Genomic DNA, 17,543 nt, shown 5'->3' on the forward strand with positions numbered 1-17,543 from the left:
AAAAGTCGGGCCGCAGGTGGGGGTGCGGGTGGGGGTCAGGGTGTGCATGTGTAGCGCTCCTCGAGTGGGGGTTCGGGGGCGATGGGGACGCCGGTGAGGGCGGCGAAGCGGTCCGCCGGGGTGGCGGGGTCGGTCAGCTCCTGCCAGTGGGCCGCGACCAGGGCGCCGATCTCGGCCGGAGGGCGGCGCAGGGCGGCGAGGGCGGTGGCGGCGTCGCGGTCGGGGACAGCGAGGTTCATGAAGGTGGTGGGCTCGGTGAAGGCGAGGCTGCCCGAGCTCTGGGCGTCGAGGCGGTGCAGGCCCTTGGCGGTGGCCGGGGTGGCCTGGCCGACGAGCCAGACGAGGAGGGCGCCGCGGGCGCCGCAGACGCTGCGGCCGTCGGCGGAGAAGGCACTGCCGGTCAGCAGGCGCAGGGCGACGGCGGCGGCGAAGGCGGCCGCGGAGGTGTCGTCGTCCCAGGAGGTGCCGACGGGGATCGCGGCGGGGGTGCCCGCGGCGTCGGCGGCGCGGGACCAGGCGGTGTTGCGGGCGACCTCGGTGGTGAGGTCGACGGTGATGGAGCTGCCGGTCGGATAGCCGGCGGCCCAGACGCGCTGGCGCACGGCGAGGGGTGGGCCGGTGACGGCGGGGACGGGGCGGCGGACGCCCTGCAGGACCGCCTCCCAGCCGGGGATCCAGGGGGCGAAGTCGTCGAAGGCGCAGTAGGTGACGTCGCCGCGGCGGTGGCAGGTCTGCATCTGGGCGGGGTTGTCGGTGGCGGTGACGGCGGCGCGGCGGCGGGCGTCGTCGGGGGCGAACTGGGCGGCGCCGGCGGTCGCGGTGAGGGTCGCGGCGAGCACCGCGGCGGCGACGACGGGCCGGCCGCGGGCGCCGGAGCGGACGACGGCGGCGACGGCGGCGAGGGCCGCGAGGCCGGCCACGTAGGCGAGGTGGCGCAGCGCCGGACGGTCGACGAGGTCGGACGGCAGCGCGAAGGGCAGGTCGCCGAACATCACGGGGAGCAGCAGGCGCAGGGTGGCGTTGCCCTCGGCGGCGACGACCAGGACGGTGAAGGCGGCGACGGCGAACGCGAACATGGCCAGCGGCGCGACGACGGCGGAGCGGATGAGGCCGGCGAGCAGGACGCCTGCGGCGGCGAAGAGGACGACGAGCACCGGGATCGTGACGAGCTCGGCCGGGTCGGCGTGGCCGGCGGCGCCGGGCAGGAGGGACAGAGCGCCGACGCGGGCCGTGACCAGCACGAGCACGGCGGCCGCGTAGGGCAGCGGGGCGAGCAGGAACGCGCCGGTGCGCCACGGGCCGGGCAGGACGAGGACGGAGTAGAGCGCGTCGGTGTGGTGGCGATGGGCGCGCAGCGCGTTGAGGTTGGCGACGACGAGGGCGGCGCCGCCGAGGACGAACAGGCCGAGCAGCTGCATGCCGACGGCCTTGTCGTGGAGCACCGGATAGCGGTCGGTGGTGCCGGTGAACAGGTCATAGATCCACGGGGAGACGAAGAGCAGCAGCGCGGCGACCGTCAGCGGATGGCGGAGGAATCGCACGGACTCGACCCGCGCGAGGGCCAGCATCGCCCGGTGGCGCGGCGCCACCTGAACAGCGGGTGGAGCGGCGGCGACGATGGTCACGACGCACCGCTGACGTCGACGAGCATGAGATAGCCGTCCTCGATGGTGGGTGTGAGCAGTTCGGCTCCGGGCGGTGGGTCGCCGACGTGGCGGTGCAGGCCGGTGCCGGTGCGCCAGGAGGCGAGGGCGCCGGGCTCGCGGGTGGCGCTGGTCCAGACCCGGCCCTCGGCGAGGGCGGCGAGCGCCGCGGGGGTGCCGGAGAAACGGACGGTGCCCTGGTCGATGACGACGACCTCGCGGCACAGGGACATGACGTCCTCGGTCTGGTGGGTGGACAGCAGCACGGCCCGGTCCTCGCCGAGGTCGGCGAAGAGCTCGCGGAAGCGCATCCGCTGCTGCGGGTCGAGGCCGACGGTCGGCTCGTCGAGGATGAGCAGGTCGGGGTCGCCGACGAGGGCGGCGGCGAGCGCGACCCGCTGGCGCATGCCGCCGGACAGGGCGCGGATGCGGGTGCGGCGCTGGTCGTCGAGGCCGACGGCGGCGAGGACACGGCGGACCTCCGCGTGCCGGTCGCCGCGGTGGGTCAGCTCCTTGAGGATCGCGACGTAGTCGACGAACTCGAACGCGGTGAAGCCCGGGTGGAAGCCGGGGTCCTGCGGCAGGTAGCCGAGGCGGCGGCGGACGGCGAGCCGCCCGGGGCCGGTGCACGGGTCGTGGCCGAGGACGCGCAGCGAGCCGGCGTCGGGGGTCAGCGCGGTGGCGACGATCCGCAGGAGGGTGGTCTTGCCGGCGCCGTTGGGGCCGAGGAGCCCGGTGACGCCGGTGCCGAAGTCGAGCGTGACGCCGTCGAGGGCGGCCTTGCGCCCATAGCGCAGGGTCAGGCCGTCGGCGTGCACGGCGACGGCGGTGCCGGGCGTGATCGCGTCGATGCTCATCGGAGTCTCCTGGTGGTGTCGAAGGTGGCCGCCCGCCGGGCGAGGAGCGCGGCGGCGAGGGCGACGGCGAGGGCGGTGCCGGCCTGGCCGGCGGCGGTGAAGAGGGCGCCGGCCAGGCCGGCGACGAGGGCGGTCCAGCCGACGCCGACGGTGACGGCCGCGGTGACCGTGCCGAACCGCGGGGCGAGCAGCAGCGCGAGCACGGTCAGCGCGAGCGACGGCAGGAACCAGCCGGCGGCGCCGGGCCCGGCGTCCGGCAGCGCGAGGCTGGCGAGCGCGCAGAGCGCGGTGTTGGCGGAGACGACGGCGGCGCAGCGCAGCAGGAGCAGCCGGAACGACTGGATCGGCGCGACGAGGGCCATCTCATAGGTGGGGTCGATGCCGGGCCCGAACGACACGGCCACGCCGAGCAGCGGCAGCAGCGGCGCGGCGGCGAGGAACACGATCGGGTCGGCGAGCCGGGCGATCGTCGCGGTCATCGCGAGGGTCAGGGCGATCGCGACGAGCCACGACAGGCGCAGCGCCGGGGTCGCGGCGAGCAGCCTGGCCGTGTGGTCGGGCACGCGGAGGAGCAGCAGGAGCCGCTCGACCGGGCCGGGCACGGGCGCGTCCAGCGAGGCATCGAGCCGGGCCCAGCCGGTGTCGACCGCCTCGGGGTCGGCGAAGGACGCCAGCCGGTCACGGCACGACGCGCACGCGCCGAGGTGTGACTCCACCGACCAGAGGGGCGGCCCGGCGAGCCCTCCGCCCGCATATCCGTGCAGGTCGGAATCCTGGAGATGCCAGTCGCTCATGCCAGCTCCTGCCGCAGTTGCCTGCGGGCGCGCATCGCCCGCGTCTTGACCGTGCCGGGCGGGATGCCGAGCAGGACCGCCGCCTCGGCGGTGGTGAGCCCGTCCAGGACGGTGGCCTGGATGACGGCACGCAGCTCCGGCGAGAGGCGCGCCAGGGCACCGGCGAGGTCGCCGTGCTCGACACCGAGCAGCACGTGCTCTTCAGCGGAGGGCTCGTCACGGCCGCGCAGCCGGGTGAGCAGCCGGCCGAGCCGGTCGCGGGCGCTGGTGCGGCGCAGCGCGTCGACGAGCCGCCGCGAGCCGATCCGCCACAGCCAGCCGGTGACGTCACCGTCCTCGCGATACCGGGCGGCGCCACCGTGCCACACGTCCAGGAACGTCTCCTGGACGCAGTCGTCCACCAGAGCTTCGTCAGCACACCGATACCGAAGCCGCAATCGCAACCAGACGGCGTGCCGCCGATAGAACACCTCGAACGCCGCTCTGTCCCCGGCGGCGGCCAGGGCGAGCAGATCAGCGTCGGATTGAACCCTCACACCCCATCATCGGATCGAGCCACCCGATCGGTTCACACCCCGGAGGAAAAACTACGGAGCGGCGTTGAGCAGATCCACCGCGCTGTGCTGGCAGCTGTGGTTGGTGGCGGTCCGCGGCCCCGCCCAGTGGCTCCCGTAGGCGTCCAGCGTGTCCCGGGCGTTGGCGAACGCGCTGTCCGCGTTGCGCTGCAGATAGCCGTTGTAAGCACCGTTGACGGCGACATTGAGCACCCCGAGGCCACGCACGGCCGCCCCCTTGAAGGACACCCCGTCACCCGAGCAGGTGTCGCTCTCGTTGGGCTCGCGCAGGATGCCACCGGGAGACAGGTAGCCGCTGGCCGTGACGGCGTCCCCGATCCGCCGGGCCACGCTCAGCGCAGACGCGTCACCCGTGAGCCGGTTGAGCTGCACCAGAGCGTTCATCAGCACGCCCTGGTTGTACGTCCAGGTGACGGACCCGTTGTTGCGGCAGGTGCTGAGGCTGATCCCGTCGTTGACGAGGTTGGACGCGTTGAGCATCCCGGTGCTCTGGAACCAGTTCCAGCCCGCGACCGCCCGCCCGCGGTACACGGTGTCGCCCGGGATCCGCGCCGACAGCGCCGCGTTGAGCTGGATGTACAGACTGTTCTCGATCGCGTTCTTCACCAGGCGGTCCGTCTTCCACCAGACCCCGCCGCCGCATCGGGTGTCCCAGTAGGCGTACATGTGGTCGGCGCCGGCCCGCGCGGTGTTCAGGTAGCGGCTGTCGCCGGTCGCGTCGTAGGCGGCCACCCAGGCGAGCGCCCACCAGCCGGTGTCGTCGAGGTACTCGTTGCGGAACTGCCCGAGCTTCGCGGTGACCTGCTTGTCGTACGTGTTCGCGATGGCGTACCGGTAGCTGCCCATCCCCGAGCGCCGGCTGTTGTCGATGACGGCGGTGAGCGCGTTCGCCGAGGTCCACCAGTCGTTGTTGCCGAACAGGCCCGTGCCGAGGTTGTACTGCATCATGAGTGCGGTGGCGGCGGCGGTCCGCCGGTCCCACGCGTTCCACGTGCTGCGGGTCCACGCGGTGCAGGTCAGCTCGGGCCGGTCACCGGCCTTGCCGCAGGCGCGCAGCGCCCCGACCCCGTTCAGCGCCCAGTTGTCGACGTTGAACTGCGCGGTCCGCCTTCCGGCGGCACCGGCCGGCACGGTGCCGAAGCCGAGCCGGCTGTCGACCCAGGTGCGCCCGCCGTCGAAGGAGCGGTCCAGCCACACCTCGTCGCCGGCCTTGCCGTTGTCGATGCTCGCCCACGCCATCGCGTCGGTGTCGTTGAGATGCACGGTGAAGCGGCGCCCGTACAGGGTGCTGCCGACCGTCTGCCGGTCGGCGGGGGCGAGCGCGGCGTCGCGGCCGTCGCAGTAGCGGTTGCACACCACGGTCGCCGCCGAAGCGGGCGAGGGTGCGACCACCACGGCGGCCAGGACCAGCGCGGGGATGACGAGCAGGCGCACGGCGGCCTCCCGGGCAACGGGGAGCAGGGCCCGGACCGCCATCCGGTTTTCATCGACGATCCCCCACGCATACAGTTCTGTCAACTCTTGACACAACCGGATCACGGCCGACAGACTCGCCACAGCCGTCAATGTCTAGGAGCCCCAGCATGCGCCGGATCCTCGTGCTCGCCGCCGTCCTGGTGGCCTGTATGGCCGCGGTCGCGGCACCCGTCCAGGCCGCCGTCACCACCCGGCCGATCAAGGTCATGCCGCTCGGCGACTCGATCACCTGGGGCGTCGGCAGCCCTTCCAGCTCCAGCTACCGGGCGCCGCTGTACAACCGCCTGGTCGCCGGCGCGGGCTACAACGTCGACTTCGTCGGCTCGCAGCAGTCCGGGACGTTGCCGGACACCGACAACGAGGGCCACTCCGGCTGGCGGATCGAGCAGATCGCCGCGAGCGTCGACGGCTGGCTCGCGACCTACCAGCCCGACGTCGTCCTGCTGCACATCGGCACCAACGACATGAACCAGAACTACCAGGTGAGCACGGCGCCGCAGCGGCTCGGCTCGCTCATCGACCAGATCCTCGCGGCGCGCCCCACCGCCACCGTGCTGGTCGCGAAGATCGTGCCGGCGCTCGACGCCACGATCCAGGCCAGGATCGACACCTTCAACGCGGCTGTCCCTGGTCTCGTCGGCTCCCGTGGTCCCAGGGTGAAACTGGCCGACCTGTCGACACTGGCGGCGTCGGACCTCAACGACACGCTGCACCCCAACGACGCCGGCTACGCGAAGATGGCCGTCCGCTGGTACACCGCCCTCGAATCCGTCCTCGGCGACGGCCGCGACTGGCCGCTGCTGCGGGCGCCGTTCGAGGCGGGCGACCCCGCGCCGACATGGCTGGACAGCGCCGGCGCGGCGATCGGTGTCGGCGGCTACTGCTGCGCCCTGACCGCGATGGAGTCGTCCCCGCGCGCCGAACAGGCCCGCAGCGGCACCTCCGCGCTGATGTACTCCGGCAACGACACCTCCGCCACCCAGTCCTACTCCTACCAGCGGATCTTCGCCGCGGACCTGCCACTCGGCGCGTCGAGCACGCTGTCGTACTGGATCTACCCGCAGCAGGCCACCGGCACGTTCGTCGCGGTCGACCTGCAGTTCAGCGACGGCTCGGCGCTGCGCGACTCCGGCGCCGTGGACCAGTACGGCGTCCGCGCCCACCCGCAGTTCCAGGGCGAGGGCGGCCACCTGGTCCTCAACCAGTGGAACCTGGTCCGGGTCGGTCTCGGCGCGCTCGCCGGCCGCACGGTCACCCGCGTCGACGTCGGCTTCGACCGCCCGACCGGCACCGGGGTCTTCCGCGGGTACGTCGACGACATCGCGATCACCGACGAGGGCGGCGCCTACCCGGGCGCGAACCTCACCCGCGGCGCGACCGTCACCGGCAGCGCCCCCTGCGTCGCCGCCGAGGCCGCCGCGAAGGCCACCGACGGCGTCGTCACCGGCAACAGCAAGTGGTGCAGCGGCGTCGCCGGCGCCACCCTGCAGGCCGACCTCGGCGCCGCCCGGACGGTGCGCCGGTTCGTGGTCCGGCACGCCTCCTCGGGCGGCGAGGCGCAGGCGCTGAACACCCGCGCCTTCACCATCCAGGTGAGCGGCGACGGCGCGACGTGGACGACCGCGGTGACCGTCACGGCCAACACCGACGGCGTCACCAGCCACCGGATCACCCCGGTGACCGCCCGCTACGTGCGCCTGGTCGTCGGTGCCCCCACCCAGACCACCGACCCGGCCACCCGCATCTACGAGCTCGAGATCGAAGGCGCCTGAGACCTACGCGCCACCCCAGCCGGACCCGGTGCCCTCCTCGTCGTCGATGACGAAGGAGGGCCCGATCCGGTCGGCGAGCACCCGCGCGTCGAGCGGCACCCAGCGGGTGCCGCCGACGGAGCGCAGGTAGGCGAAGCCGGCGCCCCACCAGCCGGGCTCATACGCGACGACGTCGACCTGCTCGCCGACGAACCGCAGCCGCACCTGGTCGGCGACCACCCCTGACTCGTCCTCCAGGCTGGCCCCGTGGACCGTCAGCAGGACCAGCAGACCGCCGTCGTCCTCGCGCCAGGCCCGCAGCTGGCCGGCGCGCCGCATCTCGCCACACCCGGCCACGTGCACCGTGTAGGCGAAGTCACGCTCGTCACACACCATCTCCGCACTCACGCACGTCGATGTTACACCTGGCTTCAGCGCATGCCGCGGTACACGCCGCGCAGCCGGTCGAGGCGCTGGCGCTGCTCGTACGTGGCGCCGAGGGTGATCAGGAGCAGGCCCGTGCCGCCGAAGAGGAGCAGGAGCATCCAGACGGGCAGGCCGATGCGCAGCAGTTCGTTGACGGTGGCGATGATCGTCACCGCGGAGCCGACCGCGACCGGCGCCTTCTGCTGGCGGGCCGCTCCGATCGCGACGGTGATGACCCCGCCGAGAATCAGCAGGACCCGGCGCAGCTGCGGGGAGTCCTCGTTGGCGATCGCCAGGGCGAGGCTCGGCGCGAAGCCCGCGACGAGCGCCGGGCCGTAGGCGAGCCAGCTGCCCAGCTCCGGCCGGCGGCGGATCTCCAGCAGGCCGGTGATGAGCGCGAGCGCGGCGAACGGCAGCGTGTACGCCTCGATCAGCGCCACCTTGACCGTGATGAGCAGCAGCCAGATCGCGATCAGCTCGGCGACGGACGCGGCGATGATGAGCACGACCCGCTGCTGCCCGCTGCGGCCCTTCCGGGCGGCGGACAGGCCCAGGACCGCGCCGAGGGCGGTGAGGGCCGCCGCGGTGTGCGCGGCGGAGCCGAGAGTGAGCAGCACGGCGACGACCGCGCCGGCGTAGCCCGCGGCCTCGATGGTCATCGCCTCCCGGTTGATGCTGTTGCTGGGGCGCAGCCGGGGCAGCGCCGCGCCGAGCACGAGCAGCATCGTGGCGACGATCAGCAGCGGGAACGCGCACTGGCGCAGCGGCAGGCCGGCGGCGAGCCCGGCGGCGAGGGCGAAGCCCTGCGCGGTCGAGGCGGCGACGTGCCAGCCGAGCATGCGGCCGTTCGGGGTGCGGCCCCAGATGCCGGCGACCGCGCCGACGACGATCGAGCCGCCGAGCCAGGTCAGGGTCTGCTGCTTGGTGGCGAGGCTGCCCGCGCCGCCGGCCCCGGCGGCGAGGACGGCGATGACGAAGACGAGCCGCCGGGCGCTGATGAGCATCCGGCCGTCGGAGCTGTCGGCCTCCGGCGGGACGGTCAGGGCCAGCCCGAGCCCGGCGATCGTGGCGACCAGCAGCGCCGCCGTCGGCTGCCACGGCCACGGCGCGTGCAGCGCGGCCGGGGCGATGAGCATGGTCAGCGCGGCGCTGGGCACGACGATCGCGACCGCGCGACCGGCCACCGCCTGCCCCGAGCCGCCGAGGCCGACGGCCATCAGCGCGCCGGCGATGGTGAGCAGCGCCGCGGCGAGCACGTGGGTGCCGCTGCCCGCGAAACGGGCCAGGTCACCGAGGTCCGACGCGGTCTGCGCGGTGCCCGTCCATGGTTTCTGGATCCACTTGTACGGCCCTGCGAGCGCGGCATAGACCGATGGCGCGACGAACACGACGACGATGAGCGCCGGTAGACCCGCCGCCGCCGCCACCCCCAGGGTGTAGCCGCGGGGCGCCCTGACCTGCCGCCAGCGGCCGGTGGACGGCCCGGCGTTGTCGGGGCGGAACCCGGCCGCCGGGACCCACTCGACGTTGCGCTGCCAGGTGGCCCGCAACAGCTCGGCGAGGACCCCGAGCAGCGCCGCGGCGGCGGCGTGGACGACCGCGCCGTCCCGCTCGACGATCAGTGCCACGACGGCAGTGGTGGTCGCGCCGCCCGCGACGCCGACGGTCACGTACGGCAGGTACCCGGGGAACTGCTGGGCACCGGTCGCGGCGGCGGCGAGCCCGGCGGCGCTGGTCGCGAGCGCGGCGATGAGGACGGTGCTGACGCGGTCCGGGTGCAGCCCGCCCGCGGCGGCCGCGGCGGCGCCCGCGAAGGCGAACAGCGCGGCGGCGACCCCGCACCCGCCGACGAACGTGAGCGGGCCGTCTGGGAGGTTGCTGGAGGAGTTGCCGCGGCGGGCCGCGGTGGTGTGCGCGAGCCCGGCGACGAACACGCCGCTGAGCGCGAGCGCGACGAGGGTGCCGGCGGTCGCGCCGGGCCGCACGAGGCTCGCGCCGGCGGCGAACATGCCGGCGATCAGGGCCGCGCCGAGCCGCGTGTAGGCGGCGCGCCAGCTCGTCGCGGTCGCGGCCCAGGCGGCGATCCCGGTCGCGGCGATCCAGCCGACGACCATCGGCGCCTGCCAGCCGAGGCCGAGCCCGACGGGGGCGCCGATGGCGGCGAGGGCGGCCGCCGCGGAGGCGGTGTCGTCGCCGTACGGCTGCGGCAGTGCGATCGCGGCGGCCCCGGCGAGCAGCAGCAGGGCGATCGGCACCTGCCAGCCGTACGTCGCGAGCTGCTGGGCGTTGGCGAGCCAGCGGTCGTCGAGGACGGCCCGCCACGGCGGGTCGGCGGCGCGGATCACCCCGACGGCGCCGATGACGGACATGGTGCCGGCGTACAGGCCGGTGCACACGCCGACGGTGGCGGCGCCGGCGACCGGGCCGCGGCGCCACTCGTCGGGCAGGGTCCGGGCGGCGACCGCGACCGCGAACACGAGCAGCGCGAGCGTCACGACCTCGATGCCGTCGGAGGCGAGGGACACGGCCCTGGCCACGGCGCCGATCCCGGCGATCGTCACGGCGGCGGCCGCGGCGTCGGCGCCGGTGAAGTCGGGGCCGAAGGTCTGCCGGTCGTCCATCCGCGGCGCCGTCCACAGCATCGCCGCGGCGATCACCATGAGCAGGCCGATGACCAGGTCGATCGTGGTGGCGCCGCCCGCGCGGAGCACGGCGACGGCGACCGCGACGGCGCCGGCGGTCGCGCCGATCAGCAGCGGCGTGCTCTGCGAACCCCGGGCGACCTGCGTGATCGCCGCATACCCCAGCGTCACGGCGAGCGCGAGGAAGCTCATGACCAGCACGACGGTCGCGCCGCCGGGCAGGTCGCCGAAGAGGATCGCGGCGCCGGACGCGGCGGCGCCCGGCAGGGCGAAGAGGGCACCACCGGCGGCGGCGTCGGCCACCCGGCGGGTGACGTGCTCCCCCTCCGTGTCGGTGCGGTGCGGCCGGGGCAGCAGCGCGATGCCGGCCCCGGCGACGGCGATGACCAGCAGCGTCAGCGCGGTCGCCGACGGCCGGGCGAGGCTGGCGGCGGCCGCGTAGAGGCCGAGGACCAGGGCGGCGCCGAGGCACACCCACGCGGTATGGGCCAGGCGGACCCGCATGGCGAGGGCGCCCGCGATGACCGCGCCGGACACCGCGAGGGCGGGGATCGCCAGCCAGGTCAGGCCGAACGCGGCGGGCGCGATGAGCAGCGTCAGGGCGGCGCCGATGACGGCGACGTCGGGGCGGAAGCGTTCCGGCGGCGGGACGGTGACGAACGCGCCGCTGCGCACCTCGGCCGGTCTGGCGGTGCTCGCCGTGCCGGTCATCCCCGCGCGTGGGCCGGGCGGGGACTCGGGCCGGGGGTCGTCCCAGACGCCGGTGCGCGGCCCGCTCTCCGCTCCGCCCAGCGGCCCGGGCCACAGCCCCGGCGGCGGGCCCGGCTGCGGGCGGACCTCGGCGGACCGGCGGCCGAACATCCCGCCGAGGCGCGTCCCTGGCCAGGACGCGCCGCCGAGCGGCACGTCGACCGGCTCGGTGCGGCCGCTGAGCATGAGGACACCGGCGGCGGTCAGCAGCAGGACCGCGAGCACGGACTGCCAGCCGTCGGCGCCGACGGCGGCGTCGACGTCCGTGCGGTAGGCCGCGAGGTCCGCCTTCCACACCGGCCACGCCGCGTCCAGCGGCGCGGCGAGCGCGGGCAGGACGGTGACGACGAGCAGCAGCGTGGTGGCGGCGACCGCGACGGAGACTGCGTAGCGGGGGCCGCGGCGGGCGTCGCCCGGCAGGAATGGCACGCCGGCCGCGGCGAGCGCCACGGCGAGGGCGAGGAAGAGCAGCGTGGAGCCGGGGAACGCGACGGCGCCGACCCGTGCGACCGCGGCGATGACGGCGACCGTGGCGATCCCGGCCGCGATGTCGGGCAGGACGCCGCGCCGCCAGGACAGGGCCCCGGCGACGCCGATGGCGGCGGCGAGGAGCGTGACGGCGGCGGCGCGGACGGTCTCGCCGAGGGCCGTGGTGGTGGCGAGCGCGGCGGCGGCGCACACCAGCGCCACGACGAACGTGATCGCGAACAGCAGCCAGGCCGCGTCCCGCATCAGCGCGTCGGCGAAGCGGTCGGTCTGCACGGTGTGCGGCTCGTGCGGCGGCGGATCCGGCTGTACAGCGGGATCCGCCGCACGCTGCTCGACGCGGCGGCGCACGGACTGGCCGAGGGCGACGCCGAAGCCGAGGTTGATCAGTGCCACGCCGGACAGCGCCAGGGACCACCCGGCGGGGCCGCGGATCGTGTCGAAGGCGAGCAGCGGCAGGACCGGCTGCAACGCGAGGAGGGTGGCGTACCGCGACGCGATGAGGTGGCTCTGCATGCTGTACACGGCGGCGATGCCGGCGGTCGCGGCGCAGACGACGCCCATGTACAGGCTGATCTTGAGCCGGTCGACGCCGAGCAGTCCCTCGGAGCGCAGCACGTAGCCGTCGAGCAGGACGAGCAGCAGCGCGACCGACGCGACGGTCTCGGCGGTGGCGGTGAGGCCGCGGCGGACCAGCATCAGCGGCAGCGCGAGCGCGCCTGCGGTGATCAGCGCGAGGAGGACCACCCGGCCGACGGTGCCGATGCTGCCGAACGCGTCGGTGGTGAGGACGATCGCGGCGCCGGCGAGGAGCAGGCCGCCGAGCGCCAGGACCGAGGCCTGCATGCTGGAGGTGGTCGCCTCCGGCTCGTCGACCGGAGGGTTCGGGCCGGCGCCGCCGCCGGGCGGGCGGCGCATCTGCGGCAGGGCCGCGATCCTGGGGCGCTCCGGCGCCTGCGTCCCACCTGTCTGGGGCGCGCGCGGGGAATACACCTCCGGCTCCGGCGCTGCCGCACGCTGCGGAGTCTGCGGGGCCTGCCGGGCGACCGGCGGGGTGCTCTCGATCTTCGGCCCGCGCCCGAGCCGGGGCCGCCGGACGCGGCTGGCCTGCTGCTCGTGGTCGACGGCCTGGCGGACCTTGCGGCGCAGCGAGTCGCGCTGCGCGGAGGCGTGCGCGAGCTGGCGGCGCAGCTTCTGGTTGTTGTCGGTCAGGTCGCGTTTCTTCTGCTCCAGCGCCGCGACGGTGCGCTGGAACAGGGCGAGCGCGGCGGCATCGGGGTCGTGCGGGCGGCCGCAATCGCGGCATCCGGTGGCCTCACTGGCCGGGCCACCGCACGCCGGGCACGGATACGTCTCCACGCGACTCCTCCCCCCGGGCCGCAGCCGGGGGTGACCGCGTGTGCGGCCACCCCCGGCTGTTCACGCCCTACTGGGAAGAATGCCTTGTTTCGACGTGTCGCGAAAGCGATGCGCCCGTTCGGGAGATTCCGGCGCTTAAGCGACGGTGGGCTTCCCCATGCCCCGGTACTCCCAGCCGGCGGCGACCCAGACCGACTGGTCGAGACAGTTTCGCCCGTCGATGACCCGGCGGGCCGCGACGAGCTCGTTGAGCGCGTTGGGGTCGGTGTTGCGGAACTCTTCCCACTCTGTGAGCACACAGACCAGGTCGGCGCCGGTCACGGCGTCGGTGAGGGTCTTGGCGTAGGTCACGTCGTCGACGTCGTTACGGGCGTTGTCCATGCCCTCCGGGTCGTACACGGTGACGTCGGCGCCGGAGCGGGACAGCTTGCGCACCACCGACAGCGCCGGCGAATCACGCACGTCGTCGGAGTTGGGCTTGAAGGTGGCGCCGAGCACGGTGATCCGGGTGCCGGCCAGGTCCGGGCCGGCCGGGCCGTAGCCGCGGCCGAGCAGCTCGGCGGACAGCTGGACGATCTTCTGCCGGCGGCGCTGGTTGATCAGGTCGACCTCGTGCAGGAAGCGCAGCGCCTCGCCGACGCCGAGCTCCTGGGCGCGGGCCTGGAACGCGCGGATGTCCTTGGGCAGGCAGCCGCCGCCGAAGCCGACGCCGGCGCGGAGGAACTTGTTGCCGATCCGGGCGTCGTAGCCGATCGAGCGGGCGAGCTGCGTCACGTCGGCGCCGGCGGCCTCGCAGACCTCGGCCATCGCGTTGATGAACGAGATCTTGGTGGCGAGGAACGCGTTGGCGGCGACCTTGACCAGCTCGGCGGTCGCGAAGTCGGTGACGACGACCGGGACCTCGCGGTCCTCGGTGAGCGCCAGGTCGAACACGCCCTTGTGGGCGGCGTAGAGCATGCCGGTCGCCCACTCGCTCTTCACGCCGAAGATGATCCGGTTGGGGCGCAGCACGTCCTCGACGGCGACCCCCTCCTGCAGGAACTCGGGGCTCCACGCGACCTCGACGCCCAGCTCGGCCGGGGTGTGGCGGCGCACGAGCTGCTCGATCCACTCGGCGGTGCCGACCGGGACGGTCGACTTGCCGGCGATCAGCGCCTTGCGCTTGAGCAGCGGCGCGAGATTGGTCACAGCGCTCTCGACGTGGGAGAGGTCGGCGGCCATGCCGTCGGGGCGCTGCGGGGTGCCGACGCAGATGAAGTGCACGTCGCCGAACTCGGCGACCTCCTCCCAGGAGGTCGTGAAGCGCAGCCGGCCGGCCGACAGGTTCTTGCGGAGCAGCTCGTCGAGGCCGGGCTCGTGGATCGGCACGTCGCCGCCGGCCAGCTTGGCGATCTTCGCCTCGTCGACGTCGAAGCCGAGCACCTCGTAGCCCAGTTCGGCGAAGCAGATGGCGTAGGTCGCGCCAAGATAGCCGGTGCCGAGGAATGTCAGCCGCGGGCGGGGTGCGCCGGAGGGCGCGGCTGCTACGGGTGGGGTGCTCGGGTACGCGATGGTCACGCCTGTGTCTCCGCTCTTTCCCGTTTCCATAAATACCCGCATCGCGGACATTTGTGGCGTATAGGGCTGGGTGTTGCCGACGTTGCTCCGGCGAGAGTAGTCCCTCCCCGGCGACCGCGCCTTCAGCTCCTGGGTTACTCGTCGGTATGCTCACCCCCTGAACGGCGGTTCAGGATTTTTCTTCGAGGGGGCGGCGTGTTCGAGGTCTACCAACTGCCTGAGGAGCATCTCGCGATCCGTGAGGCGGTGCGCGCGGTCTGTGACGGCAAAGTGGCGCCGAACGCCGCCGCCGCCGACGAGACGGGCGAGTTCCCGCAGGCGTCCTACGACGCGCTGCGCGCCGCCGACTTCCACGCCCCGCACATCCCCGAGGAATACGGCGGCGCCGGCGCGGACGCCCTCGCGACCGCCATCGTCATCGAGGAGGTCGCCCGCGCCTGCGCGTCCTCGTCGCTGATCCCCGCCGTCAACAAGCTCGGCACCATGCCGGTGCTGCTGTCCGGCTCGGCCGCCGTCAAGCAGCGCTACCTTCCCGCGGTCGCCGCCGGCGACGCCATGTTCTCCTACTGCCTTTCCGAGCCCGACGCGGGCAGCGACGCCGCCGGCATGAAGACCCGCGCCGTCCTCGACGGCGACACCTGGGTGCTCAACGGCGTCAAGCGCTGGATCACCAACGCCGGCGTCAGCGAGTACTACACCGTGTTCGCCGTAACGGACCCGGCCGCCCGCTCCCGCGGCATCTCCGCCTTCGTGGTCGAGAAGTCCGACGCCGGTGTCAGCTTCGGCGCGCCGGAGAGGAAGCTCGGCATCAAGGGCTCACCGACCCGCGAGGTGTATCTCGACAACGTCCGCATCCCGGCGGACCGCATCATCGGCGAGCCGGGCACCGGCTTCGGCACCGCCATGAAGACCCTGGACCACACCCGGGTCACGATCGCCGCCCAGGCCCTCGGCATCGCCCAGGGCGCGCTGGACTTCGCCCTCGGCTACGTCCAGGAGCGCAAGCAGTTCGGCAAGGCCATCGCCGACTTCCAGGGCATCCAGTTCATGCTCGCCGACATGGGCATGAAGCTCGAGGCCGCCCGCCAGCTCACCTACGCCGCCGCCGGCAAGTCCGAGCGCGGCGACAAGGACCTCACCTACTTCGGCGCGGCCGCGAAGTGCTTCGCCTCCGACGCCGCCATGCAGATCACCACCGACGCCGTCCAGCTCCTCGGCGGCTACGGCTACACCAAGGACTTCCCCTTGGAACGCATGATGCGCGACGCCAAGATCACCCAGATCTACGAGGGCACCAACCAGGTCCAGCGCATCGTCATGGCCCGCCAGCTGCTCAACGGCTGACCGGCAACCTTTCGCAGCTCAGGGCGACTGTCGCCGGGCGGATGGTGTCAGCAGCGGACGTCTGCTCAGGGGTTCGAGGCGACGACCCATCGGTAGCGGCGGTTGGGGCTTCGTGCCGCGCCGACGGCGACGACTTCGCCCCTTTCGGTCAAGGCGCGCAAATGATTGAGGACTGCGGTGCGTGACAGTCCCGTGAGAGCTACGAGCTCGCCGGCGGTCGCTTCTCCGCTCCTTCTGAGCGCTTCCCCGACATCGGGGAGCAGCGCAGAAAGGAGGTCGGGCTCTCGTGCGCGGCTGCCGGCCGCGGGATCGAGCACGTACCGGGCGTAGCGCCGGCCGCCCTCCTTGACGGCCAGCCCTTGGTCGACAAGGTCTCTCAGAACCTGACCAGCGGCGATACGGTCGACTCCCCACTGCCGCAGCATCTCGTTCGTGAGGTAGTTCTCGCGCAGCATCGCCAGGGCGATCTCGTGTGCTGGCGTGGGCAACTGGGCGTGGAGTCCCGCAATCCAGCGGCGCACCTCCGGGTTGATCAGCTCCGAGCGGGCCATGGTCACAACGAAGCTCGAGATGGAGCTGCGGAAGTTCGGCCGCGGCAGGCCGCGGCTGCGCGCCACGGCGAGCATTGCCGGGATTCCCGAAGACCTGTTCTCCGCAACGAGTTCGTTCGACGACGGAAGGTAGGTGTCCGCCAGAAGACTGGCCAGGACGGCATTGCGCGATGACGAGATGCCCTCCTCTCCCAGTTCGTCGACGAGAACTCCGCCGTAGAGACCGCCCGGACTCCGCACGACGAGCCGGTCGGGGAACAACTCGACCTGCACCTGCGTCCCCCGCGTCACCGGACTGTAGTCGCGGTGCAGCAACGCGTTGACAACAGCCTCACGGACGGCTTCGAGTGGATACTCGACCTCATCCAAACGCCCACCGCGATCGCTGATGACCGCGCGGACAGCAAGGTTCCGTCGAAGCACGGACAGGGTGGTCTCGACCATCTCGGGGATGGAACCTCGCACTGTCTGGTTGTCGAGGAATCTGATGTCGGATGCCGGGTCCGGGCTGTGCACGACCACCGAGACCATCAGCTGAGGGAAGAACTGCTGCGGAAACTGCCCATAGGTGAGAAGGCCCGCCAGCGTCAACGGCGAATCGGTAGAGGGTCCTGCCGAAATGCCGAGCCGGAAGAAGACGGTGGCATCGTCGGCCTGCGCGAGTTTCGGGTATCCAGCTCGGACCCTTCGCAAAGTGCGGCGGATCGCATCGTCGTCAAGGTCGACGGACGAGGTTCCGTCGACCGGTTCGCGGTCATAGCGAGGCTGGGTACGCGCGGCCATGACCATCGCGATCTCCGCTTCGGTCATGTGCCGGTCGCCGTCACCGCCGCGCAGGTATGAGCCTCCGGAGATGCCCTGCGTGGTGACGTAGACCGGACGCCGATCCGCCGGCGCGGGGGGTACTTCAGCGACCACGATCCGGTTGCCCTCGATCTCGACGATCTCAGCACCGATCTGCAGTGCAGGTGTGATGTCGTCTCGCGACATCTGCACCAGCGCGTCGCGGAGCGCGGCGGGATTCGGCAGTTCGACGAGGCTGAACGCGCTCTGTTCGTCGACGCCGAACAGGATCGTCCCGCCGTCCGTGTTCGAGAAGGCAGAGAGTGTCTCGCGAACGGACTTCGGCAGCCCTCCGGCGGCCCGTTTCGCCTCGATGCGTGTGGGCTCACCACCAATTCGGCGCAGGATGGCAAGGATCTCGGCCACATTGTCAGCGCCCATAGGTCCAGCTTCACACCTAGCTTCACACCTGGCAAGCGATGTGCGAAGCTTGGTGTTAAGTAACCTCCGCTGCGCGGCTGTGGGAGTGGGCCGGCAGCGGCGGCCGGT

At 73.1% G+C, this 17,543-nt stretch carries 11 protein-coding genes; 2 read left to right on the top strand and 9 right to left on the bottom strand.

All coding sequences use genetic code 11. The annotated features are described in order from the left end of the window. Nucleotides 1-35 precede the first annotated feature (35 nt). From ABZS58_RS01155 to ABZS58_RS01175, 5 genes are all read right to left on the bottom strand, one after another. Nucleotides 36-1,625 (bottom strand): hypothetical protein, encoded by a 1,590-nt coding sequence (locus tag ABZS58_RS01155; protein WP_354776290.1) that lies wholly within the window; start codon nt 1,623-1,625, stop codon nt 36-38. Beyond that, the gene (locus ABZS58_RS01160; RefSeq protein ID WP_354776292.1) at nt 1,622-2,500 is read right to left on the bottom strand and encodes an ABC transporter ATP-binding protein; all 879 of its coding nucleotides are present in this window, start codon (nt 2,498-2,500) and stop codon (nt 1,622-1,624) included. Before ABZS58_RS01160 ends, ABZS58_RS01155 begins: the two co-directional genes overlap by 4 nt. Further along, the gene (locus ABZS58_RS01165; protein ID WP_354776294.1) at nt 2,497-3,294 is read right to left on the bottom strand and encodes a hypothetical protein; all 798 of its coding nucleotides are present in this window, start codon (nt 3,292-3,294) and stop codon (nt 2,497-2,499) included. Before ABZS58_RS01165 ends, ABZS58_RS01160 begins: the two co-directional genes overlap by 4 nt. Continuing rightward, nucleotides 3,291-3,806, bottom strand: coding sequence for an RNA polymerase sigma factor (locus ABZS58_RS01170; RefSeq protein WP_354776783.1), 516 nt, complete (start codon nt 3,804-3,806; stop codon nt 3,291-3,293). Before ABZS58_RS01170 ends, ABZS58_RS01165 begins: the two co-directional genes overlap by 4 nt. Before the next feature lie 75 nt (nt 3,807-3,881). Next, nucleotides 3,882-5,387, bottom strand: coding sequence for a glycoside hydrolase family 76 protein (locus ABZS58_RS01175; protein ID WP_354776296.1), 1,506 nt, complete (start codon nt 5,385-5,387; stop codon nt 3,882-3,884). A gap of 65 nt (nt 5,388-5,452) precedes the next feature. On the opposite strand from ABZS58_RS01175, the gene ABZS58_RS01180 reads away from it, so the two are divergent. Continuing rightward, nucleotides 5,453-7,117 carry a GDSL-type esterase/lipase family protein gene (locus ABZS58_RS01180; RefSeq protein WP_354776298.1) on the top strand — a complete coding sequence of 555 codons (1,665 nt, stop codon included), beginning with the start codon at nt 5,453-5,455 and terminating at the stop codon, nt 7,115-7,117. Between the two features lie 3 nt (nt 7,118-7,120). On the opposite strand, the gene ABZS58_RS01185 is transcribed toward ABZS58_RS01180, so the two are convergent. The 3 genes from ABZS58_RS01185 to ABZS58_RS01195 all read right to left on the bottom strand — a co-directional run bounded on the left by ABZS58_RS01185 (nt 7,121) and on the right by ABZS58_RS01195 (nt 14,316). Beyond that, complete coding sequence (locus tag ABZS58_RS01185) at nt 7,121-7,504, bottom strand: hypothetical protein (RefSeq protein WP_354776300.1); 384 nt, start codon at nt 7,502-7,504, stop codon at nt 7,121-7,123. A gap of 23 nt (nt 7,505-7,527) precedes the next feature. Then, a complete protein-coding gene (locus ABZS58_RS01190; RefSeq protein ID WP_354776302.1) occupies nt 7,528-12,759 on the bottom strand; it encodes a hypothetical protein in 5,232 nt (1,743 codons plus the stop codon). A 135-nt stretch (nt 12,760-12,894) separates the two neighbouring features. Next, nucleotides 12,895-14,316, bottom strand: coding sequence for a UDP-glucose/GDP-mannose dehydrogenase family protein (locus tag ABZS58_RS01195; protein WP_354776304.1), 1,422 nt, complete (start codon nt 14,314-14,316; stop codon nt 12,895-12,897). 195 nt (nt 14,317-14,511) lie between these two features. On the opposite strand from ABZS58_RS01195, the gene ABZS58_RS01200 reads away from it, so the two are divergent. Further along, the gene (locus tag ABZS58_RS01200) at nt 14,512-15,660 is read left to right on the top strand and encodes an acyl-CoA dehydrogenase family protein (protein WP_354776306.1); all 1,149 of its coding nucleotides are present in this window, start codon (nt 14,512-14,514) and stop codon (nt 15,658-15,660) included. Nucleotides 15,661-15,725: 65 nt separating this feature from the next. On the opposite strand, the gene ABZS58_RS01205 is transcribed toward ABZS58_RS01200, so the two are convergent. Continuing rightward, nucleotides 15,726-17,435, bottom strand: coding sequence for an ATP-binding protein (locus tag ABZS58_RS01205; RefSeq protein WP_354776308.1), 1,710 nt, complete (start codon nt 17,433-17,435; stop codon nt 15,726-15,728). Between the last annotated feature and the right edge of the window lie 108 nt (nt 17,436-17,543).

Source organism: Dactylosporangium sp. NPDC005555 (genome assembly GCF_040605635.1).
Taxonomy (GTDB): Bacteria; Actinomycetota; Actinomycetes; order Mycobacteriales; family Micromonosporaceae; genus Dactylosporangium.